Below are 23,694 nucleotides of genomic sequence, written 5' to 3' on the forward strand. Positions count from 1 at the left end.
TGTTAGTGCTATATATTAAATAAACTCCACTATTTTTTTGCAATGAGGAGAAAATCTTAGAGAAATATTTTACTTTTGTGAAGTATAAAGTGTGCATAGGTGTAAAATAAAACGAAACATTTTTACAAACGATTATAAATTCAACCAACCTAATAGTTTATTTTCATGAAAAAAATCATTTATCTATTTGTAGCTGTCCTGACTATAGCTTTTTGCAGCTGTAATTGTCAGACTCAGGCAAAAAAAACAGACGGTATCATCCGGACTGAAATTCCTCAGCGTGAAGCAGGGCAAACCGATCTTATCGGATTTCGTTGCGATCCTCTTGAAACCGTACGCGTAGGTTTTGTTGGTCTTGGTATGCGCGGTCCCGGTGCTGTTGAGCGTTTTACTCATATTCCGGGAGTAGAAATCAAAGCATTATGCGATCTCTATCCGGAACGGGTTGAAAAAACACAAAAAATCCTGACAAACAAAAACTTACCTGCAGCAGCAGCTTACAGCGGAGAAGAAGGCTGGAAAGAACTCTGCGAACGGGAAGACCTGGATCTGGTATACATCGTAACTCCCTGGTTGCTTCATACCCCTATTGCAGTCTATGCCATGGAACACGGCAAACATGTTGCCATCGAAGTTCCTGCGGCAACCACCCTGGAAGAATGCTGGCAGTTAGTTAATACGGCCGAGAAAACCCGCCGCCATTGTATGATGCTTGAAAACTGTGTATACGACTTTTTCGAACTGACCACTTTAAATATGGCACAACAGAACCTATTCGGAGAAATACTACATGTTGAAGGTTCCTATATCCATAACCTGGAAGATTACTGGTCCTCTTACCAAGGCAACTGGCGATTAGACTTTAACGAAAAATACAAAGGGGACATTTATGCTACCCACGGCCTCGGACCGGCCTGCCAATTGCTGAATATCCACCGTGGAGATAAAATGAACTACCTGGTAGCAATGCAAACTAAAGCAGTAAACGGACCAGCTGTGGTAAAGAAAACGACAGGTAAGGATTCCCCCGACTATCAAAACGGAGACCATTCCCTTACCCTCATCAAAACTGAAAACGGTAAAACCATCCATTTACAACACAATGTGGTGACTCCCCGTCCTTACAGCCGGATGTACCAACTGACCGGAACCGAAGGTTTTGCCAACAAATACCCCTCTTCCAGCTATACTTTCCGTCCGGACAATGTTTCCAATAACGTTCCGGACCATGAAAACCTGAACGCTCATGGTCCTGTTCCGGAAAACGTAAAACAGGCATTGATGGAAAAATACAAACATCCGATCCACAAAGAACTGGAAGAAACAGCAAAAAAAGTCGGAGGCCACGGTGGTATGGACTTTATTATGGATTATCGTATGATTTATTGCCTGCGCAACGGTTTGCCTCTGGACCAAGACGTTTATGATGCAGCAGAATGGTCATGCATGGGCGAATTAACCCGCATTTCTATCGAAAACAACAGTATGCCGGTAGAAGTTCCCGATTTTACCCGGGGAGCCTGGAAAAAATTGAACGGTTATCACCATTATATGAAAGGTGAATAATAAATCATGTATCTATAAGCAACTGGCAACAGAGCCATAAAACAACTTACCCCTGTACCAATGTATGAATCACTTTTCAAAGGTACAGGGGTAAATTGTATATTTTGTATTTATCGGTTTTCTTTATATCTTTGCTTTCACATACCAAGGGGCAGACCTGGATTTGACAGCATGAAGAATAGGTATGTAAGCATGTCGGGAGCAGTGAAACGGCCCGTAAATCCCGGACACAAAATTTTAATTGGCGAAAATAACTACGCTCTTGCTGCCTAATCTTTAGAAGATTACTGGCTTAATCGCTGCTCAAGGAAGCGGCGACGAGACATTCCACCGGTGGTTCCACCTTATTCCGGCCGGCATACGGGGTGCAGTCAATTTAAGGTTAGTCTTAGCCCACCTTTGGCGAAAGGCGAAAATTCAAGAGGATAAGCGATGGCTTGGGTGCTTTTTTCCGGACCATCGTCGAAAACCAACAAAAAGCTAAGCATGTAGAAAGCATATGGATTCCGTGTTTGGACCAGGGTTCGATTCCCTGCTGCTCCACAATCAAAAACTGATTATCAGTATTTTGAAAGAATTACACCCAATTTTACACCCAAATTCATAAAGTTGGGTGTAACTTTTTTTAGGGCTATATACATTCTTACAATATAACCGTTATAAATATATGATTTATTTATAACGGTTATAATTTTCTCATTTCCCCCACATAACCTCTTTTGCTCAGGACATCACTGCATCGTGATGTAAGGGTAAGCTTAGTCAAAAATTAAATCTTAATCTTTAATTTCCGGCCCGGCTTAATATCTTTTACCTGACTTTCAGAAATTCCGTTCCATCTCATAATATCGCGGTTAGACACCCCTGGATATTTCTTGGCAATGGTCCACAGGTTTTCTCCTTTCTTTACAGTATAATATACAAACTCTCCGTCAATGGTTTCCACCTGAGGAGCACTGGCAACATTATTCACCTTTCGGGAATAAGAAGCTTTACTGGCATACTGGGCCGCTTTATTTTCCGGAACATATACCACCAGCTTCTGCCCCGGACGAATAGTCATCCGGCGGTCCAGATTATTCCAATACTTCAAATCCGCCAAACGGACATTGAATTTTAAAGCTATTCCTCCCGGAACATCTCCCGACTTCACAACGTACACCAAACGCACACGGCCTTCCTGACCGATATCCTGGGCATGCACTTTAATCCGGGCTTTCGGGTCAGCCGTCCGGTCCGCATCATTGAAATACTTCGAACGATTACAAGCAAAAATAGAATCCTGGTTATCTATAAAATCATTGACATGATTATACGGCATTTTCAAAGCATAAGATTTGCCGAATCCTGCAGGAATAACATCCACACGATACTGGGGATTCAAATCCCTCAGCTGTTCAACGGAAAGATCCAACTTGGCCGCAATCTGGTCAAAATGAACAGCATCATTCACTACAATGCTGTCACACATCCGGGGTAAACCTGGTTCTATGGGATATATTCCATGTTCCTTGTGATAACCAAAAACATAATTCGCTGCAATAAAAGCCGGCACATATCCACGGGTCTCCTTGGGCAAGTGATAATAAATATCCCAGTAATTTTTCTTCCCTCCCGAGCGGCGAATCGCTTTATTGACATTCCCCGGACCACAATTATAAGCCGCAATCACCAATATCCAGTCCTCGTAAATGCCATACAAATCGTTCAAATAACGGACTGCCGCTTTGGTCGCCAATACAGGGTCCCTTCTTTCATCTACAAAAGAATTGATTTCCAATTTATACATTTTCCCGGTAGAATACATAAACTGCCAAAGGCCGCAAGCTCCGGCACGCGAAAAAGCCCGGGGATTCAGAGCACTTTCAATCACCGGCAAATATTTCAACTCCAAAGGCATACATTCCGCATCCAACGCCTCCTCAAAAATAGGAAAGTAATACTCACTCAATCCCAGCATATTGGCAACCTGAAAACGTTTCTTTACCGTATAAAGCTCAATATAATTCCGCACGATATCATTAAAAGAAAGAGGTATTGCCGATTGCAAAGAGTCCAGCCGGGCCAAATAGACAGAATCACTGCACATCACAACTTTCCGGACACTTTCAGCAATACAGGCAGAATCCACATAATCAATACTATCCTGTTTACTGACAAACCAAGCTGTATAATAATAATCCAGTTTATCTAGAAAAGACCGGGGAATAGAATCTTTCAAAATGTCTTTTTCTTCCACCAGTCCGGCAATTTCAACAAAATCACTACTGATTTTATTACCCCACACCATTTCAACCAGCAATAAAGCCAGTGTCCCAATTACAAAACGCATCATTTTCAAATTACACCTAATTTATTACACATATCAAAAATTCAAAGACAGTGTCAAGCCGACAAACCCGCCCCCCATCGCAGTGTAGGTCGTTGTCGGCTGAATATGAAGACTCAGGTCATCATCTATCTCAAAATTATAAAAATGGGCATATACAGCCGCATCAATGATATTAATAGCGTAAATCGCCGCCATTACAATATAACACAAATCCCGATTTCGCTTAAAAGAAGTCTTCCGGTTATTCAGCGTATTTTTAAACCAATCCTGCCCGGCTTTAGTCTGCAAAAAAGGGTCGGTCTGTACGTCAAATCCTTTCGGTATCTTATCCCAGGCAGGATTTTCAGGATAAGGAGTGTCCGGATTAATTGCTTTCTCCTCCAGGTATCGTACCCATTGGACATAAGCATCCCGATAGTCCTTAAAATGCCTCTGATTCCACGTAATCCCATAAATATCCGCAGCAATCCCCCCGTATAAAATAGGTACCTTCCACCATTGACGGTTATAAATCTGACCGGAACCCGGAAGAATCATTGCCATGATGGTAGCTTTATGCGGAGAATGGGGTTTCCGGAGCACCTTCTTTATCATTTCCATGCTGTCTGCAACGATTTCCACCTGAGCAGAATCCCGTTCCCGGACAGCAGCCTCCCCCCTGTAACAAAATAATATAATTGAAATTATTAAAACAATCTTTCTCATTCAATCTTATCCAACAACTCGATAATCTTTTCCAGTTCAGCATCCGATTTAAAACCGATGATAATCTTTCCTCTCCCTTTCTCGTTTCGTTTCAATTCCACTTTGGTATTAAAACGGCTGGAAAGATGTTTCTGCAATTCTATATAATCTCCGATTTCGTTCTCCTTTCTCGGGCGTTCTTCCGGCACAGCCTCTTCTCCCGGCATCTCTTCCATCTCACGGGGATTTACAATTTCACGCACAATCTCCTCCACCTTACGGACCGAAAAATCGTATTTGAGAATCTGCTCAAAAATCATCAACTGGGTATCAGCATCTTCCACACCCAATATGGCACGCGCATGCCCCATAGATATTTTTTTATCCCGAACAGCCAGTTGAATCTGCGGCGGAAGTTTCAACAAACGAAGATAATTCCCGATGGTTGACCTTTTTTTGCCCACCCGCTCACTCAAAGCATCCTGAGTGAGATTACATTCGTCCATCAACCGCTGATAACTGATAGCCACTTCAATGGCATTCAAATCTTCCCGTTGGATATTTTCTATCAAAGCCAGTTCCAGCAAACTTTCATCCTCCGTTTTCCGGATATAAGCCGGAATAGTCGTCAGTCCTGCCAGCTTAGAAGCCCGGAAGCGCCTTTCTCCGGCTACAATCTCATACTTCCCGTTCTCTATGGTTCGCACGGTAATGGGCTGAACAATCCCGATGGACTTTATGGAAGCTGCCAATTCCTGAAGGGCCTCTTCATCAAACTCCGTACGGGGCTGAAAAGGATTGGGGCGTATATCCGCCAAATTCAACTCCTGCATGGCCGATACAACCACCTCTCTCGTTACAGGCTCATCCACAGCGTCAGCAATAAGAGCTCCCAATCCCCGTCCTAATACATTTTTCTTTGCCATAAATTTTTATTCCTGATTTCTTTTCAACAATTCTTGTGCCAACAACATATAATCCTCCGAACCACGGCTATTGGCGTCATATAAAATAGCAGGCTGTCCGAATCCCGGAGCTTCAGCCAGTTTCGTATTACGATTAATCAAAGTATGAAAAACCATATCCTGAAAATTTTTCCGGACTTCCTCCACCACTTGATTGGATAACCGCAAACGCGCATCATACATCGTCAATACGAATCCCTCAATTTCCAGATTCGTATTTAATCGTTTCTGTATCAATTTAATCGTACTCAACAACTTGCCTAATCCTTCCAAAGCAAAATATTCACACTGGACCGGAATGATAACAGAATCTGCCGCAGTCAGAGAATTTACAGTAATCAATCCCAAAGAAGGAGAACAATCTATCAATATATAATCATATTTCTCCCGCTCTGCATCCAATATCTTTTTCAATATCTTCTCCCGTTCCGGTAAATTCATCATATCCACTTCCGCCCCCACCAAATTGATATTGGAAGGCAAAAGAGACAAACGTTCTATCTCTGTCGGCAGGGTGGCCTTCCCGGCCTCCAGACCGTCTACCAGACATTCATATATAGTCGTATCCCCTAATTTCTGAACATCAAATCCCAAACCAGAGGAAGCATTTCCCTGAGGATCAGCATCTACCAACAAAATTTTTTGATCTAAAACAGCCAAACTGGCAGCTAAATTTACAGAAGTCGTCGTTTTTCCTACACCACCTTTTTGATTAGCAATAGCAATAATCTTAGACATAAATTCCCATTTTATGATATTTGTGGTAAAAATACAACTAAAAAAATTATCTATCGGAATTTTAAACCGCTTTTTAATAACAAAAACGCCTTTTTTACTAACATATGCATTCTCCAGACTGATAATCATACAGATAAAAGAAACCGTTTTCCACCACGAACAAAAAAAGTTTTTCTCACTGTGCAAAAGAAATTATTACTACTTTTATAGCGCCAAAACCAAACATTCCAAATTTACTATTGCATGCTGTTCGTCATTCAGTTTCTGCATCCGGTTTTCCTATACGGATTATTCTTCCTGACTATTCCCGTTTTATTGCATTTCTTTAGTCTGAAGAAATATAAGAAAGTTTACTTCAGCAATTTTAATTTTTTAACCTCTTTGCAGCAACAAAAGAAAAACAGTTCAAAGATAAAGCACTGGTTACTCCTGTTCCTGCGCCTGCTCATCCTTACCTGTATTGTAATAGCGTTCAGCACACCTTACATTGCTCCCGGGCATAAAGCCGGACAAACGGAAAAAAACGGAAATGAAATCATCATCTACGTGGACAATTCCTTTTCCATGACCAATACCGGGACCAACGGCAGCCTGTTCGAAGAAGCAAAAAAGTATCTTTTTGACATTGTCAACACCTATCCTTCAGGTACCCGCTTCAGGCTGCTGACCAACGATCCCCTCTCCGATATGCCTTTCACTAAAGAACAAATGCAGCAAGTATTGGGCAGCATACAAATCAGCCCGCTCAGCAAGCCTTTGTCACAAATCTACAAAGAAGCTGCTGCACTGGCTTCTTCGTCCACCCTGTTTATCGTATCTGATTTTCAAAAGAAAAACTGTGATTTTCCCAATATAAAAACCGACACTACACAAAAATCCGTATTACTTCTGTTACAACCGGAAAATCAAAACAATATTTTCATCCGGGAAGTCAGTTTCAGCCAGGCTTCCCACCAACGGAATCAGCCGGAGAACATCCGCATTTCCCTGGTAAATGCATCCAACCGCGAATACCATCACATTCCCGTCAGTCTGACCATTAACGGAAAAAAGAAAAACATACAGCAAACCCACCTGGCCCCTAACGAAGAAAAAACGATTGACCTCAGCTACCTGAATACAGAAGACGGATTTTATGAAGGGATAGTCGAAATATCGGATTTCCCAGTGGTATTTGACAATAAATTTTATTTCAGCTATCGCCTCAACGGACATGCCCCCGTGTTGTACCTCTGGAAAAGCCAGCCCAATCCCTGTTTCGGCAAATTCTTTTCCGACACCACTCTTTTCCATTTTACCTCCTCACCGGTAGCAAGCCAGGCTAATCGCCATTTTTCGTCTTACAATCTGATTATCCTGGACGGTATTCCGGAATTTTCCCCGGCCCTGGCAAATGCTCTGAAGGAATATGTAGCAAACGGAGGTAACCTTTTTATTTTACCGGCCTCGGACAACCCTGCCGGAATAAACCAATTCCTGGCAAAATTACAGGCCCCCCTGTTGGGAGACGCCGACACCACCACTATGCTGTCAGACATTGAAACCCAATCCGCCCTCTTCAGGGAGGTTTTTGAAAAAGAGGACAAAAAAGCCGTACTCCCGTACATTCATCAGTACTATCCCATATCCTCCAATAAAAAAGCGGAGAAAATCCTGCTTGACAAACGAAAAAATACCCTACTGGCAGCCCAGACAATAGGAAAAGGCAACTTATATCTCTCGGCATTCAGTTTTGCTCCCGATAACAGCGACATGGTCTACCATCCTCTTTTTGTGCCGCTGATGGCCAATATGGCTTGCCGGATGAACCTCTCCCTCAACACGTCTTATTTTTTTAATACGGATAAGCCTATCACAATCAACAGCAAGGAATATACAGAAAATATTCCTATACAGATCAAAAAAGAAGAAAATCACTTCGAATTCCTGCCGGAATTCCGCAAAGATTTCAGCGGAGACCTTCTTTTGACAAATGCTGGCCATATCCGGGAAGCCGGACTATATAAAATCATGCAAAACGAAAAGCTCCTCGATATTTTAGCCTGGAATTATGATCGGAACGAATCGGCATTGGAATTTTGCATTCCGGAAGAATTAGAAAAATACCTTCCGGAAGCACATATCGAAAAAATAAAAACCACCCGGCTAAATCACAACAGCGACTTGGTAAAGGAAATTGTCCTGCAGGACAACAACCGATACCTCACCCGCTGGTTCCTCATTTTTGCCGTGTTCGCTTTATTGCTGGAACAATGGGTATGGAAAAAGAAGCTGAACTAAACCAAGACAACAACTCTCTATGGTAACAACGCAACAAATTATAGATGCCCTGCAAGCGTCAGGGAATCCCGAAAAATCAGCACATCTCTCCCGCTTCTTTAAAACCGCTAAGGGACAATACGGGGAAGGTGACCTTTTTCTGGGTGTCACTGTGCCCGAGCAACGAACCATAGCCCGGCAATTCCGCGACGCAAACTTTCCGGTTATCCGGGAATTAATCGCTTCACCCTGGCATGAAGTGCGCCTGACGGGCCTGCTGATTCTGCTTGAACAATTCACAAAAAATAAACAGGAAGAGTTCCGCCAATCCTGCGTCGACCTTTACCTGGCCTCTCTCCCCTACATCAACAACTGGGATTTGGTGGATTTAACCTGTTACAAACTATTGGGCGTCTGGCTGAACAACAGACAAAGAGACCTGCTCTACCAACTGGCACACTCTTCCAACTTATGGGAACAACGCATATCCATTGTCACCTGCATGCATTTTGTCCGCCAAAGAGATTTCCGGGATTGTCTGGCCATTTCCGGATTATTGCTGGACCATCCCCACGACCTCATACACAAGGCAGTCGGCTGGTTGCTCCGCGAAGTCGGAAAAAAAGACCGTCAAGTACTGACGGATTTTCTGAAACCGAGATATTCCCAAATGCCGCGGACTATGCTACGTTATGCCATTGAACACTTTCCGGAAAACGAACGGAAAAAATATTTGAAAAAAGATAATCAAATTACGAAATAACCCCAAACACCAAATCCATTGTCATATGCTCAGTTATTTACAGGTAGACCATTTAAGCAAACGTTTCGGGGAACAACTCCTTTTTGAAAATATCTCATTCGGTATCGGAAAAGGACAAAAGGTGGCCCTGATTGCCAAAAACGGTATGGGGAAATCCACCCTCCTCCGCATCATTGCCGGAAAAGACACTCCCGAAACCGGAACGGTCATTTTCCGCAATGACATCACTGTCGGAATCTTGGAACAAGAACCTCTTCTCGAAGCGGAAAACACCATTTTTGAAGAAGTTTTCCATACAGAGACACCGGTCCTGCAACTCATCAAGGCCTATGAAAATGCAATAACCCATAACGATACCGTAACACTGGAAAAATTAATCCCGGAAATGGACCTCCATTCTGCATGGGATTATGAAACAGTCATAAAGCAAATACTATCAAAACTCAAGATAGATACCTATGAAAAAAAAATACGGACACTCTCCGGAGGCCAGAAAAAACGGGTCGGATTAGCTAAAATCCTGATCGGCAATCCCGATTTTCTGATTCTGGACGAACCGACCAACCACCTGGACATTGAAATGACGGAATGGCTGGAAGAATATTTAGGAAAATCCAACTCCACCCTATTGATGGTCACCCACGACCGCTATTTTCTGGACCGGGTTTGCAATCAAATTATCGAAATAGACGAATACGGACTTTTCTCTTATGAAGGGAATTATGCTTATTATCTGGAAAAAAGAGCAGAACGCATCGAAAACCGGAATCTGGCCATAGATAAAGCCCGCAATCTGCTGCGGACCGAACAGGAATGGATGCGCCGGATGCCACAAGCCCGCAGCCATAAAGCCCAATACCGGATTGACAACTTTTACAAACTGAAAGAAGCCGCCGCGCAAAATACGGTAGAAAAAAAGCTGGAACTGGATATACAAGGCAAAAGACTGGGTAAAAAAATTCTCGAACTGGAAAATGTCTCCAAAAGCTTTGACGGCCGCTACGTATTGAAAAATTTTTCTTACAAATTTGTCAGGGGAGAAAAAATCGGCATTGTCGGCAAAAACGGAGCAGGAAAATCCACATTCCTCAACATCATTACCCGCAACCTGGAACCGGACTCCGGAACCATCTCTATCGGTGAAACCGTAGTTTACGGATATTACAAACAAGCAGGTATCAGTTTCCGCGAAGACGAACGGGTCATTGATATTGTCAAAAACATTTCAGAACGCATTGACCTTGGAAACGGCAAAGTGATGTCAGCCTCCCAGTTCCTGGAGTATTTCCTGTTTACAGACAAACAGCAATACTCCCTGGTCAGTAAACTCAGCGGAGGAGAACGGCGGCGCCTTTACCTCCTGACCGTACTGATGAGCAATCCCAATTTTCTCATATTGGATGAACCCACCAACGATCTGGATATTATCACCTTAAACGTACTGGAAGACTATCTGAAAAATTTTAAAGGCTGTCTATTGGTGGTATCTCACGACCGTTTTTTTACGGATAAAGTAGTCGACCGGATATTCGCTTTCGAAGGAGAAGGAATTGTCCGGGATTTTCCGGGGAATTACACCATTTACAAAAATAAAAAAGAAGAAGAGAAAGAAGCTAAGGAAAAAACAGATAAAGAAAACAAAAAGAACACGGTTCCTTTCCCGGCTGCCCCAACAGAAGGGAAGACAGCAAAGAAAAAGAAACTCAGCTTCAAAGAACGTCAGGAAATGGAGCAATTGGAAAAAGACATGAATGCTTTGAACCAGGAAAAAACACAAATTGAAAATGCCCTTAATTCCGGAACCCTTTCGCCGGAAGAACTAATGACAAAATCAAACCGAATTGGGGAAATCCTGACCGTTTTAGATGAAAAAGAAATGCGTTGGCTGGAATTGAGCGAAATAGACTCCTAATCTTTAGCATCACACATGATTCAGGAAACGATAAACGATTTTTTAGAACACTACCGGATTTCCCGGGAGTCATCCTTTTTGGTGGCCGTCAGCGGAGGAGCCGATTCCATCTCGCTCCTGCATGCTTTCAAACATCTTGGCCTGAAAATATGGGCACTACACTGCAATTTTTCCCTCCGCAGCAAAGAATCAAACCAGGACGAACAGTTTGTCAAACAATTCTGTGAGCATCACGCCATTCCCCACAGTGAAAAAAAATTCGATACGACCGCCTATGCGCAGGAACACGGCATAAGCATTGAAATGGCTGCACGGGAACTCCGTTACAGTTGGTTCCGGGAAATGAAAACCATAAAAAAAATGGACTATATTGCTGTAGCCCACCACGCCGACGATGTTGCAGAAACCGTGCTCATCAACCTGTGCAGGGGTACCGGAATCAAAGGGCTAACCGGAATCCAACCCATTCAGGGAGATATTATTCGTCCGCTGCTCCGCTGCTCCCGCACGGATATCCTGGCTTACACCCGCCACCATCACCTGGAGTACCGCACCGATTCCAGCAATAACACCCTCGATTATGTCCGCAACAAAATCAGACATACCGTGATTCCGGTATTCAAGGAAATCAATCCCTCTTTCCTGAACACCCTCACTGAGAACTGCAACAACCTGAAAGAAACAGAACAAATTTTTCAATACGGTATTCGTCAGTTGCAGAACCAAATTCTGAGTTCCGAAGGAGACGAACTGTCTGTCGACATCCGGAAAACCTTAGCCGGTCCGGCTCCCTTTACTTTCCTGTATGAAACCTTAAAACCTTTCGGCTTCAACAAAAGCCAAATCCGAAACATACTGAATACCCATTCTTCCGTTTCCGGCAAACAATTTGAATCCGGACAACATATACTGGTGAAAGGACGTTCTGCGTGGCAGCTTTATCCTAAAGCAAGTCTTTCCACTGTCGATATGCGTATAGATGCACCGGGAAAATATACCATCGGCCACCAAACTCTTTCCCTCACTCTTTTCCCTGTACATCCGAAGTTTAAGATTCCTGCAGATTCCCGGATTGCCTGCCTCGATGCGGATAAAATCATTTTTCCCCTGACCCTTCGGAACTGGCAGACCGGCGATTATTTTTACCCGTTGGGAATGAAAAGAAACAAAAAGAAACTAAGCGATTATTTTACGGACCAAAAGTTCGGCACCAAACAAAAACAGGATTGCCTCCTGCTCGTTTCCGAAGGAGAAATTGCCTGGGTTGTTGGCCATCGGCCCGATGAACGTTTTAAAATCACCCCGTTCACCCAAAACATTTTAATGGTAGCCCTGCAAAATAAAGAAGAGGCCTGACGGCCTCTTCCCAACACACTAACAATAAATTTACTACACTTACAAAAGCAATATAGTCTGTATTTCGGAGACAAATATAATCATTTAAAACGTTTGCACAAACTTTTTCCTGTAAAAAATTCCTCTATTTTCTTCCGTTTGGCTATTCTAATATTTTTCCGTACATTTGTAATTAACTTTAATTAAAGTACGTTTTATACAAACGTCCCACGTTTTACGAAAACCTAAATCCGTAACCGGTCACCCACTAAAAAGACTGGTTAGGGGATTTTTAAATTAAGATGATTCATGATGAAAATGAAAAAAGTAATTATCGGCCTCGCTCTCAGTTTGTTTTTGCTGGGGCTTTTATCTTCTTGCGCTATAGACCGCAAATGCCCGGCTTATACAGAAATCACCACTGTCTCCCATCGTGTTTAAATGAAATCGTTTGAGTGTTTTTTTTAACGACTTTTGCTTTCAATTTACGTTAAAGTAATGACTTTATTGTAATTTTGAAGTGAAATAAACAGATTTATAACCTTAAAAATAAAAAAATGGCAAAGATTAAAGTTGGTATCAACGGATTCGGTCGCATCGGCCGGCTGGTATTCCGGGCAGCAATGACTCGCAACGATATTGAAATCGTAGGAATCAATGACCTGATCGATGTAGACTATATGGTATACATGCTGAAATACGACACCATGCACGGTCGTTTTAACGGAACCGCAGAAGCAAAAGATGGTAAATTGGTCGTTAACGGCCAGGCTATCCGCGTAACTGCCGAAAAAGATCCTGCAAACCTGAAATGGAATGAAGTAGGAGCTGAATATGTTGTTGAATCAACAGGTCTTTTCCTGACAAAAGAAAAAGCAGAAGCCCACATCAAAGCCGGAGCAAAACGGGTGGTAATGTCTGCACCTTCCAAAGATGACACTCCGATGTTCGTAATGGGTGTAAACAACAAAGAATACAAAGGTCAAACCATTGTTTCCAACGCATCTTGCACCACAAACTGTCTGGCTCCGCTGACCAAAGTTATCAACGACAAATTCGGGGTTATCGAAGGTTTGATGACGACGGTTCACGCCACCACAGCCACCCAGAAAACCGTAGATGGTCCTTCCATGAAAGACTGGAGAGGCGGACGTGCTGCTGCCGGTAACATTATCCCTTCATCAACAGGTGCCGCTAAAGCTGTAGGTAAAGTTATTCCCGAACTGAACGGCAAACTGACCGGTATGTCTTTCCGCGTTCCGACATTAGATGTATCTGTAGTAGATGTTACCTTCCGTTTGGCTAAGGAAGCATCTTACGACGAAATCAAAGCTGCAATCAAAGAAGCTTCAGAAGGGGATATGAAAGGTATACTGGGATATACCGAAGAAGATGTGGTTTCTTCCGATTTCTTAGGAGATGCCCGCACTTCCATATTCGACGCAAAAGCCGGTATCGCATTGAATAAAAACTTTGTGAAACTTGTTTCCTGGTATGACAATGAATGGGGTTATTCAAATAAAGTTCTGGAATTAATCGTTCACATGAACACGGTAAAATAATCGCCAGATTCTCTAAATACTCAGGGCCACCAATCTGGTGGCCCTGTTTTATTTTTCACTCCTCTTCCGTCTTCCTTTTATAAGACATTACATAATCCTCTTTTGACCGCAACAATTCTTCTCCCTTCTTCGTCAAATCTAACTGTTCTACCGCCTTCAACACCAAATCGGTCTCCGTTAATTTCAAAATCTCAAATACACGAATCATTACCACTCGCTTAGAGTCTCGCTTAACTTCTCTCTTTGAAATCACATATTTTCCATCACAAACTCACTACCGTTTATTTAAAACAAGGATTATTATGGCAGATTAATTCATTTCATATACCTTTGCCGTCGTATTAACCGCAATCTAAATTTAGCACATTCTATTTATGATTTCAGTTGACGGACTTACCGTAGAATTTGGTGACCGAGCTCTATTTAAGGATATCTCCTTCCAAATCAATGAGAAAGACCGGATTGCCCTGATGGGTAAAAACGGAGCAGGCAAATCCACTTTGCTGAAGATTCTGGCCGGAGAACGAAAACCCACCCGGGGGAATGTATCCGCCCCCAAAGATACCGTCATTGCCTATTTGCCCCAGCATTTGATGACAGCAGACGGACGAACGGTATACGAAGAAGCCGCCCAGGCATTCGCCCATCTTTTTGAGATGGAGAAAAAGATTGAATCCTTGAACCAGCAACTCACAGAGCGTACAGACTACGAATCTCCGGAATACTACAAGTTGATTGAAGAAGTATCCGCTTTAAGCGAGAAATTCTATAGCATCGACCTCACCCATTTCGAAGCCGACGTAGAGAAAACCTTGCTCGGACTGGGATTTAAACGGGAAGATTTACACCGTCCGACCAGCGATTTCAGCGGCGGATGGCGAATGCGGATCGAATTGGCTAAAATGCTGCTTAAAAATCCGGATGTCCTGTTGCTGGATGAACCGACCAACCACCTCGACATTGATTCCATCCAATGGCTGGAAGATTTTTTAATCAACAACGGTAAAGCCGTTGTCGTCATCTCGCACGACAAAACATTCATCGACAACATCACCACCCGGACCATTGAGGTCACCATGGGACGGATTTATGATTACAAGGTCAATTACTCCAAATACCTGGAACTCCGGCAAGAAAGACGCATACAACAACAAAAAGCCTTTGACGAACAACAGAAAATGATTGCCGAAACCAAAGAATTCATTGAACGCTTCAAAGGTACTTATTCCAAAACCCTGCAAGTGCAATCCCGTGTGAAGATGCTGGAGAAACTGGAATTACTGGAAGTCGACGAGGAAGACACCTCTGCACTCCGGCTGAAATTCCCGCCTTCTCCCCGTTCCGGCAATTACCCGGTGATTGTCGATGACCTTTCCAAACATTATGGCCACCATGAAGTGTTCAATCATGCCAATTTCACCATTCAGCGCGGAGAAAAAGTGGCCTTCGTCGGCAGAAACGGCGAAGGAAAATCCACACTGGTCAGGTGTCTGATGGGAGAAATCACAGATTATACCGGCCACCTGACTTTAGGCCATAATGTTCAAATCGGTTATTTCGCCCAAAATGCAGCCTCCTTGATGGACGAAGATTTAACCGTGTTTCAGACCATTGACGAAGTGACTCCGCTGGAATTGAAAAGCAACACCAAAAACCTGCTGGGGGCGTTCATGTTCAGTGGCGACGATATTGACAAGAAAGTAAAAGTACTCTCAGGAGGCGAAAGGACCCGCCTATCCATGATAAAACTTTTGTTGCAACCTGTTAATCTGCTGATTCTCGACGAACCGACCAACCATTTGGATCTGAAAACAAAAGACATCCTGAAAAATGCGCTGGCCGATTTCGACGGTACGGTGATTCTCGTCTCCCACGACCGCGACTTCCTGAATGGACTGGTAAGCAAAGTATATGAATTCGGTAACCAGAAAGTAACCGAACATCTGGAAGACATCAACGGATTTTTACGCAAGAAGAAATTGGAGAATCTACGGGAAATAGAACGCAACAAACGATAAAAAGAAAACCTCCCTATATCTTGCAGAAAAACGTAACCAGGAAAGGAACGGAAAAATCTACGACAAATCCGTGGAATACCGAAACGATAACAAATTCTTTTCCGGCATAACGGGTAATCACCGGAAGAGTGGTATCCATTGTCGTCGCACCGCCAGCACTAATCGGAGCCAGTTTGCCAAACCAGCAAACCAACAGAGGAGCTCCCAATAAAGTTATCATCTCACGGATGATATTGGCAGCTAAAGCCACAGTCCCCAATTCCGCTCCTTTGTACTCCGTAATAAATACAGAAGCCAGGGAATAATACCCGAAACCGGCTCCCACGGCCAAACAATCTGTTAAACTACGTCCGGACAACACCACACTCACCAAAGCACTTCCGGCCAAGGTTCCCAGAATAGTAGCCAGAGGCACAAAAAAAATTCTCCAGTTCTGTTCTTTCAATGCCTGCAAAACCTTAAAATCATTGCCAATGCTCATACCCACCAAAAACATCAACACATAAAGTACATACATACTGAAATCATATCTTGTCACTGTGCCAAGTAAGATATGCCCATAAGCCAATAACAAGCCCATGAGAAAAAAACACATGATTATCAGACTGCTTTTCATCGCAAGTTATTTGTCATTTACCCCTATTCTTATAGAAAAAATAATAAACCACACCCGACAACACCACACTCCCCAAAACTGCCCCCGCACTAAGTAGCAGAGCCTGCCAACCAATGATATCCAAATGATTCAAAAGCTCTTCATGACTTCCGACAGCCATTCCCAATGCGAACAATAAAGTCCAGATTGCCACCGTAATAAAACCCGGCAACCATTTTAATTTCCGTTTCCTCAACAAGAAACCGCAGAGCACACCCCCCAACAAAATTCCGACAACTGTAAGCATATCTCAATTTTTATGAACAACACGGCAAACTTCCTGTCCGCGAAAACAAAATTAGTTATTTTAACCTGAATCGGAAAATCATTAAATTTGCCCGTCATTTACAATCTATACCATGCCTCATTTATTAAAAAGTCTGTTTCCCTCACTGTTACTCATTGCAGCCTATTTCATTGCAGATGAATTTTTAGGTCCGGAAAACGGAATCTATGTTGCACTGGGATTAGGCACCATAGAACTCCTCCACACCCGTATCCGGGAAAAAAGGTACGACCCAATGATTGGGTGGACCACTCTATTCTTTTGTTTGCCCGGATTGCTTATACTCCTACCGGAAAACAGCCTTTTTGCCAGGCTACAACCCGCCGTTATAGAAACCGGCTTGTGTCTGCTGACGGGCATATTCGCTTTTTCAAAAGCCGATTTGACAGCCACCCTGCCTGCCTCCTGCCGGAAAGAACTACACCCTTTCCCCCAACAGGTAAAAGAAATGCGCAGATTGCTCCGCTACTTGTTTTTCCTGTTGTCTTCACACACCCTTTTAGTCTATTCGGCTATCCTGTTTTTCCCTCAGCCAACAACCAAGTTCATCACCAGTACATTGCTCTACCTTTTATTGGGCTTCTTTTTTGCCGCACTCTACATCCGCAACCATATCCTATCCTCCAGGATGAAAAAAGAAGAATGGCTTCCCTTAGTTAATGAAAAAGGAGAAGTCATTGGTAAAGCTCCCCGGAGTATATGCCATTCCGGCCGTAAATTACTTCATCCGGTGGTCCATCTGCACATCATTGACAAACAACACCGGCTCTTTTTACAAAAAAGAAGCATGAAAAAAGACCTCCTTCCCGGCATGTGGGACACCGCCGTAGGCGGACACATCGGATGGAACGAAAAGGTGGAAGACGCCCTGAAACGGGAAACCTGCGAGGAACTGGGGATTACAGACTTCGAAGCCCGGTTCCTGGGACATTACATCTGGGAAAGTCCGCGGGAACGTGAACTTGTATTTTCTTTTCTCTGCACCCGCTACAACCAGATCCGCATTGCCAACGACGAAGTAGACGAAGGCCGGTTCTGGACCGAATCCGCACTGGAACAAGGCATCCGTGAAGAAACACTCACACCCAACCTGATTCACGAATACCAATCGCTGATTAAACCCGTCCTGCATCCGTCAAAAGAATCATCTCTCCCCTTCCCATAATTGAAAAGACAAACAAAAATCGTCCAACCGTTTCGGCCTCAGGCACTAAACAATTGAACGACAGGAAAAGATCAGGCAAGTAACTCTTTTACCTTGGCAGAAATAGCCTTACCGTCAGCAAGCCCTGCCAATTTTTTCGTAGCCACTCCCATCACCTTTCCCATTTCCTGAGGAGAAGAAGCACCTACTGAAGCAATGATTTCCTTTAAAGCGGTTGTCAATTCCGCCTCGCTCAATTGCTTGGGTAAAAATTCTTCCAAAACGGCCACTTGTCCCATTTCCTGAGCATAAAGATCCTCGCGCCCCTGTCCTTGATAAATACCGGCAGATTCACGTCCCTGTTTTGCGAGTTTTTGAATCAACTTGATACACTCGCTATCTTCAATGTGATCGCCGGCACCCGGACGCGTTTTCGCTTCCAGAATGACTTTTTTGATATTACGCATCGTTTCCAGCCGTATTTTATCTTGGGCCTTCATGGCATTTTTAATGCCCTCATTCACTTGTTCTTCAATAGTCATAATTGTAATAATTATAAATCAGAGAAATATTTTTACTATACCTTCACAAAATTAATATTAAAATACCGAACACCGCTTATCTCAAAGACGTTATTTAACAAATAATATAAATTAACACCCGTTTTATCTTTTAGTACAATTTTTGAAGTAAATTTGACACACTTTTAAAACAATCATGAAAATACTATTACTTTTCTTTCTTTTTTTCCTGACCTCACCGGTTTTTTCAGAGCAAGATTCGGTCCCCGCCAACATTTCCGGAGACACCCTCAGCCTGAACGAACATCTGAGCGACAGACAGCTAAAACAATTCCAACGCCAAAGGAAGAGAGATTCCATCCGGGCTCATAAAAAAGTCTGGATATCCATATTAGGAGGCCCCTCCTACAATCCGGAAGCCTCTTTAGGAGTGGGAGGAGCCATGCTGATGACCTTCCGGATGAACCAACACGACACCCTCAGCCAACGCTCTTTCATTCCGGTAGGATTCAACATCTCCATCAATGGAACTTTTATAGCCGCCGGAGCCGGTACCCTATTTTTCAATGAAAACAAATTCCGTATTTACATCAAATACGGTTACAGAACCGAACCAGCCAACTACTACGGAATAGGTTACGACCAAATCAAACAAGCCGAGAAGCTGAAAGAACTTTTCGGCAAGGATTCGATTACTTTTCACAAAACCAACCTGCAATTTTTTCCCCGCTTCGTGTGGGAAATCCGCCCCCATCTCTATGCCGGGGCCCTGCTCGACATCAATTATTCCTATTCCAAAGACATGCCGTCCTGGATGGAACACAGCCCGGAAATCCTTGCATACGGCAAAAGATACCACAACATAGGCATTGGAGGTCTTTTCCAATATGATACCCGGGATGACGTCGCCACCCCTTTTCAGGGAATCTTCCTGAGTGCCATGGGAACCCTTTACGGGAAATACCTTGGCGGAAATTTCAACTACGAAATGGTTGAACTCGAATACCGCCATTTCAAACCGGTTTTTCACCGGAGAAGCGTATTGGCCTGGACCGCTAAAACCCAAATAGGCCTGGACCATGTCCCTTACACCGAATTGCCCAATTTTGGAAATCCCTTTGACCTGCGTGGCTATCCCTGGGGCAAATACCGGGACAAATCCATGGCTTACGGAATCGTGGAATACCGCCACATGTTCATGTCACAGGAAGCCTATGAACGAGGGGCCTTCTGGTCGAAATTCGGAGCCGTAGCCTGGGTCGGAACAGGCACACTGGGCAAAACGCCAGCCGACTGGAATCAATGGAAGCTAAACTATGGCGTAGGCCTCCGCATTCAACTGCAACCCCGTAAAAACTTTCGCCTCGACATCGGTAAAGAACCGGGACAAAAATGGGGAATATATATGAACATGACCGAAGCCTTCTAAATATGAAAGTAGGAAAAAGTTCCATCAGCAAGAAAACCATCTGGTTAATCGCCTATCCTATCATATTCGGTAATCTGGCACAAACCCTGATTACCCTGACAGACACTGCCTTTCTGGGAAGAGTCAGCGGCATTGCCCTGGCAGCTTCCATGATGGCTGGAATCTACTACTATGTCTATTCCACCTTAGCCTGGGGCTTTTCAATGGGTATTCAAATTATCGTAGCCAGAAGACTGGGAGAAAACCGGCTGGAACGTATCGGCGTCATCTTTGAACACGGGTTGGTTTTCGTGACCATCCTGTCTTCCGCCCTCTTCCTGATACAACATTTTTTCAACCAGCAAATCCTGGCAAACGTCATCCGATCCGGAAATATCTATCGCTCAGCCCTGGAATACATGGACTACAGACACTACGGCATCATTTTCGTTTGCTTTAATTTCCTGTTCCGGGCACTCTACATCGGCCTGGGCCATACCAAGGTCATCAGCTACTCCACCCTCATTATGGCTGTCGTAAATATCTTTCTGGACTACGCTTTGATCTTCGGTCACTTCGGATTTCCACAAATGGGAGTAGGAGGTGCAGCCTTTGCTTCCGTATGTGCAGAAGTATCAGCCTTTCTCTTCTTTATCATTTATACCCTGTGCGTATTGCCCCTAAAAAGCTACACCCTGTTCTATTTCCACAAATTAGAAGGCTGGCTGATGAAATCCCTTCTCCGGCTGGCCCTTCCCACCATGTTTCAAAAACTGCTTTCTTTCGGAACCTGGTTTATATTTTTTGCCCTTGTAGAACATATGGGAGAAACTCCCATCGCAGTCTCCGGAATTATCAGAAGTGTATACATGCTCGTGATGATTCCCGTTTTCGCTTTCGGAGCCACAGCCAATACCCTCACCAGCCGGCTCATCGGGGAAGGCAAGCAAAAAGAAGTACTTCCCACCGTATTCAAAACCATCCGGCAAGGCCTCATTGCCATACTTCCGGTACTGCTATGCTGTCTGTTGATGCCTCACACTGTACTCTCCATCTACACTCCGGACCTCCCACTGGCAACAGCGTCGATCCCTTCCCTGCTTGTAATTTGCTGTGCTTCACTCGCCATGAGTTTCGGCATTCCTCTGTTTGAAGCCGTTTCCGGGACAGGTAACACCAGTTACGCTCTGATTCTTGAATCCATCGTTCTGGTTGCCTATACTTTCTCCGTCTGGTTCTTTGCTTCCTTCCTGGGTTCACAGGTTGAATGGGTATGGACCAGCGAATTTACTTACGGCGCCCTCATCGGACTAATCTCTTTAGCCTATCTGAAAATAGCCAACTGGCAAAAAAAGAGAATCTGACCGGTTCAGCGGACAGCCCGGCGAATCCGGTCTAACCCGTCCTCCAAAATGCTTCGGGGACATCCGATATTCATCCGGCGGAACCCCCGTCCTTCCGGTCCGAAATCCAAACCGTCATTCAATCCGATTTTCCCCCGACGGAGCAAACGTTCACCCATCTCTTCATGGCTAAAACCCGTATTCCTGAAATCCAGCCACAACAAAAACGAAGCCCCCGGTTTTACAAAACTCACTTCGGGCAACTCCTGCCGGAAGTAGTCCTGGGCCATTTCTACATTTCCTTCCAGATAACAAAGTAACTCATTGAGCCACTCCTCACCATACCGGTAGGCCGCTTTTAAAGTCACATGACCGAAAATATTGCCTAATTCCAGATGCAAAGCCAGCAATTCCCGGTTATATCTCTGCAATATTTCCGGATTGGGAGCCAGAATGACAGAGTTCATCATCCCCGCAATATTGAACGTTTTACTGGGAGCCATCGCCGTCAAGGTCATACCGGCAATCTCTTCAGAAACCGAAGCCATCATTGTATGACGATTTCCGGACAACGTCAGGTCAGCATGGATTTCATCGGAAAGAATCATCACCCCATAACGGCAACACAACTCTCCCATCCGTCGCAATTCTTCCCGGCTCCACACCCGCCCAAGCGGATTATGGGGATTACAGAGAATAAATAACTTCACCCCCCCCTTCAATGCCTGTTCAAAATTTTTCCAATCCACTTCATATTTTCCTTCCTTCAGTTGCAAAGAACTGCAAACCAGCCGGCGGCCGTTATCAGTCACCACAGAATGAAAAGGAGGATACACTGGAGTAAGAATCAGAACCTTATCACCCGGAGCCGTAAAAATCCTCACTGAAAGCGACAAAGCCGTCACAATCCCCGGACTGGAAGACAGCCACTCCTCCCGGACCTCCCACCGATAGCGCCGTTTTACCCATTCCCGGAAAACCTGTTTACTCTCACCGGTACGAAAAGTATAACCGAATACACCATGTTCGCAACATTTTCGGGCTGCTTCCACCACTGCCGGAGGAGCCTGGAAATCCATGTCCGCTACCCACATAGGCAGCAAATCCACACATCCGAAGGCCTCCTGCAAATTATCATATTTCACACAATCCGTCCTCCGACGGTCAATCATAAGGTCAAAATCAAACATACCTGCCAAATAAAGAATTTAAAAATCATTTTTTTCATGTATCTTTGTAAGGTACAAATATAAAGCTAATAATGAAAAATATACACTCTCTCATTTATATCTGCCTGACCGTTTCTGTCTTAAATCTCTTCTTCTTCCTTTTCCATTCCTTCCCAAAAGAAAAAAACACTCTCATCTCCGGCACCGGGACATCCTTTACAGCTATCGAACCCCGGACATCAGACGTATTCGTTCCCCAAAAAATGGATTTTGCCGGAGAAAATGTGCCCCTGCATCAACCAAGCGTAAAGGAAGCCCTCCAGAAAGAATTGATTGTCAACACCTATCTACATTCCCACACGTTACAAATCCTGAAAAAAGCTCCCCGCGTATTCTCTGTCCTGGAACCCCTCTTAAAAAAATACAACATTCCTGACGATTTCAAATACCTTGCCGTTATCGAAAGCCGTCTGGAACCCCTGATTGTTTCGCCGGCAGGAGCCGTCGGTATCTGGCAATTCATGAAAGACACAGGCAAAGACCTCGGACTTGAAATCAACAACGAAGTCGACGAACGCTATCATCTGGAAAAAGCAACAAAAGCAGCAGCAGATTACCTGCAAAAAGCCTACAACAAATTCAATTCATGGACCCTCGCAGCCGCTTCCTACAATGCCGGCACCTCGATGCTTACCAAACAGATGCAATTACAAAAAGAAAGCGATTATTACAACCTGCTGCTGGGAGAAGAAACCGAACGTTATGTATTCCGCATTCTGGCCCTGAAACAGATTATGACCCATCCGGAACTTTATCATTTCGAAATAAACGAAACTTACCCGATAGAAAAGACAGAAGCCATTGAAGTCAAAAAAACGGTCAAAGACTGGGCCGATTTTGCCAGGGAACACGGCATTACGTACAAAACCCTGAAACGTTTTAATCCCTGGTTGCGCAAAAACACCCTCCACAATCCCCACCACAAAACCTACGAAATAAAAATTCCGGTAAAAAAATAAAACCGGTCCGGTTCT

General features: G+C 44.0%; 21 protein-coding genes and 1 other RNA gene. 13 read left to right on the forward strand and 9 right to left on the reverse strand.

Translation table 11 applies throughout. The features are described from left to right. Positions 1 to 165: 165 nt before the first annotated feature. On the forward strand, positions 166 to 1,566 hold the full coding sequence (locus D1136_RS07635) for a Gfo/Idh/MocA family protein (RefSeq protein ID WP_161877044.1): 1,401 nt from the start codon (positions 166 to 168) through the stop codon (positions 1,564 to 1,566). 148 nt (positions 1,567 to 1,714) lie between these two features. Then, positions 1,715 to 2,112: a transfer-messenger RNA gene (gene ssrA / locus D1136_RS07640) on the forward strand. Between the two features lie 223 nt (positions 2,113 to 2,335). Here ssrA and D1136_RS07645 read toward each other — a convergent pair. Genes D1136_RS07645 through D1136_RS07660 form a run of 4 tightly spaced genes read right to left on the reverse strand, consistent with a single transcriptional unit; the run spans position 2,336 to position 6,285 of the window. Then, positions 2,336 to 3,898, reverse strand: coding sequence for a lytic transglycosylase domain-containing protein (locus D1136_RS07645; protein WP_237567019.1), 1,563 nt, complete (start codon positions 3,896 to 3,898; stop codon positions 2,336 to 2,338). 33 nt (positions 3,899 to 3,931) lie between these two features. After that, positions 3,932 to 4,603: a DUF5683 domain-containing protein gene (locus D1136_RS07650; protein ID WP_161877046.1), complete on the reverse strand. Its 672-nt coding sequence runs from the start codon at positions 4,601 to 4,603 to the stop codon at positions 3,932 to 3,934. Next, on the reverse strand, positions 4,600 to 5,508 hold the full coding sequence (locus D1136_RS07655; protein ID WP_161877047.1) for a ParB/RepB/Spo0J family partition protein: 909 nt from the start codon (positions 5,506 to 5,508) through the stop codon (positions 4,600 to 4,602). Before D1136_RS07655 ends, D1136_RS07650 begins: the two co-directional genes overlap by 4 nt. Before the next feature lie 6 nt (positions 5,509 to 5,514). Beyond that, positions 5,515 to 6,285, reverse strand: coding sequence for a ParA family protein (locus D1136_RS07660; RefSeq protein WP_161877048.1), 771 nt, complete (start codon positions 6,283 to 6,285; stop codon positions 5,515 to 5,517). A gap of 243 nt (positions 6,286 to 6,528) precedes the next feature. Here D1136_RS07660 and D1136_RS07665 point away from each other — a divergent pair, with 243 nt between their 5' ends. The 6 genes from D1136_RS07665 (at position 6,529) to gap (ending at position 14,116) form a co-directional block, all read left to right on the forward strand. Further along, the gene (locus D1136_RS07665) at positions 6,529 to 8,565 is read left to right on the forward strand and encodes a BatA domain-containing protein (protein ID WP_161877049.1); all 2,037 of its coding nucleotides are present in this window, start codon (positions 6,529 to 6,531) and stop codon (positions 8,563 to 8,565) included. A gap of 19 nt (positions 8,566 to 8,584) precedes the next feature. Further along, on the forward strand, positions 8,585 to 9,307 hold the full coding sequence (locus D1136_RS07670) for a DNA alkylation repair protein (protein ID WP_161877050.1): 723 nt from the start codon (positions 8,585 to 8,587) through the stop codon (positions 9,305 to 9,307). A gap of 25 nt (positions 9,308 to 9,332) precedes the next feature. Then, entirely contained in the window at positions 9,333 to 11,219 is a 1,887-nt protein-coding gene (locus D1136_RS07675; RefSeq protein WP_161877051.1) for an ABC-F family ATP-binding cassette domain-containing protein, read from the forward strand. 15 nt (positions 11,220 to 11,234) lie between these two features. After that, entirely contained in the window at positions 11,235 to 12,575 is a 1,341-nt protein-coding gene (tilS, locus tag D1136_RS07680; RefSeq protein WP_161877052.1) for a tRNA lysidine(34) synthetase TilS, read from the forward strand. A 288-nt stretch (positions 12,576 to 12,863) separates the two neighbouring features. Further along, positions 12,864 to 12,995 carry a hypothetical protein gene (locus tag D1136_RS10955; RefSeq protein WP_255491938.1) on the forward strand — a complete coding sequence of 44 codons (132 nt, stop codon included), beginning with the start codon at positions 12,864 to 12,866 and terminating at the stop codon, positions 12,993 to 12,995. A 116-nt stretch (positions 12,996 to 13,111) separates the two neighbouring features. Next, entirely contained in the window at positions 13,112 to 14,116 is a 1,005-nt protein-coding gene (gene gap, locus D1136_RS07685) for a type I glyceraldehyde-3-phosphate dehydrogenase (protein ID WP_161877053.1), read from the forward strand. A 55-nt stretch (positions 14,117 to 14,171) separates the two neighbouring features. Here the strand turns inward: gap and D1136_RS07690 are convergent, their stop codons facing one another. Continuing rightward, positions 14,172 to 14,324 carry a hypothetical protein gene (locus tag D1136_RS07690; RefSeq protein ID WP_161877054.1) on the reverse strand — a complete coding sequence of 51 codons (153 nt, stop codon included), beginning with the start codon at positions 14,322 to 14,324 and terminating at the stop codon, positions 14,172 to 14,174. A 166-nt stretch (positions 14,325 to 14,490) separates the two neighbouring features. Between D1136_RS07690 and D1136_RS07695 the strand changes: the two genes are divergently transcribed. Then, positions 14,491 to 16,134: an ABC-F family ATP-binding cassette domain-containing protein gene (locus D1136_RS07695; protein ID WP_161877055.1), complete on the forward strand. Its 1,644-nt coding sequence runs from the start codon at positions 14,491 to 14,493 to the stop codon at positions 16,132 to 16,134. 13 nt (positions 16,135 to 16,147) lie between these two features. Here the strand turns inward: D1136_RS07695 and D1136_RS07700 are convergent, their stop codons facing one another. Next, a complete protein-coding gene (locus D1136_RS07700) occupies positions 16,148 to 16,750 on the reverse strand; it encodes a lysine exporter LysO family protein (protein WP_161877056.1) in 603 nt (200 codons plus the stop codon). Between the two features lie 13 nt (positions 16,751 to 16,763). Next, positions 16,764 to 17,036, reverse strand: coding sequence for a LysO family transporter (locus D1136_RS07705; RefSeq protein ID WP_161877057.1), 273 nt, complete (start codon positions 17,034 to 17,036; stop codon positions 16,764 to 16,766). Positions 17,037 to 17,703: 667 nt separating this feature from the next. Between D1136_RS07705 and D1136_RS11030 the strand changes: the two genes are divergently transcribed. After that, the gene (locus D1136_RS11030) at positions 17,704 to 18,240 is read left to right on the forward strand and encodes an NUDIX domain-containing protein (protein ID WP_370461324.1); all 537 of its coding nucleotides are present in this window, start codon (positions 17,704 to 17,706) and stop codon (positions 18,238 to 18,240) included. Between the two features lie 71 nt (positions 18,241 to 18,311). Here the strand turns inward: D1136_RS11030 and D1136_RS07715 are convergent, their stop codons facing one another. After that, positions 18,312 to 18,761 carry a GatB/YqeY domain-containing protein gene (locus D1136_RS07715; RefSeq protein ID WP_161877059.1) on the reverse strand — a complete coding sequence of 150 codons (450 nt, stop codon included), beginning with the start codon at positions 18,759 to 18,761 and terminating at the stop codon, positions 18,312 to 18,314. Between the two features lie 175 nt (positions 18,762 to 18,936). On the opposite strand from D1136_RS07715, the gene D1136_RS07720 reads away from it, so the two are divergent. Both D1136_RS07720 and D1136_RS07725 read left to right on the forward strand, forming a co-directional pair. Next, entirely contained in the window at positions 18,937 to 20,169 is a 1,233-nt protein-coding gene (locus tag D1136_RS07720) for a BamA/TamA family outer membrane protein (protein ID WP_161877060.1), read from the forward strand. Positions 20,170 to 20,171: 2 nt separating this feature from the next. Beyond that, complete coding sequence (locus D1136_RS07725) at positions 20,172 to 21,512, forward strand: MATE family efflux transporter (RefSeq protein ID WP_161877061.1); 1,341 nt, start codon at positions 20,172 to 20,174, stop codon at positions 21,510 to 21,512. 5 nt (positions 21,513 to 21,517) lie between these two features. Here the strand turns inward: D1136_RS07725 and D1136_RS07730 are convergent, their stop codons facing one another. Next, positions 21,518 to 22,681 carry a MalY/PatB family protein gene (locus D1136_RS07730; protein WP_161877062.1) on the reverse strand — a complete coding sequence of 388 codons (1,164 nt, stop codon included), beginning with the start codon at positions 22,679 to 22,681 and terminating at the stop codon, positions 21,518 to 21,520. Between the two features lie 71 nt (positions 22,682 to 22,752). On the opposite strand from D1136_RS07730, the gene D1136_RS07735 reads away from it, so the two are divergent. Beyond that, complete coding sequence (locus D1136_RS07735; protein ID WP_161877063.1) at positions 22,753 to 23,679, forward strand: lytic transglycosylase domain-containing protein; 927 nt, start codon at positions 22,753 to 22,755, stop codon at positions 23,677 to 23,679. Positions 23,680 to 23,694: the final 15 nt, after the last annotated feature.

Origin of the sequence: Odoribacter sp. Z80, assembly GCF_009935865.1 — a bacterium.
Taxonomy (GTDB): Bacteria; Bacteroidota; Bacteroidia; order Bacteroidales; family Marinifilaceae; genus Odoribacter.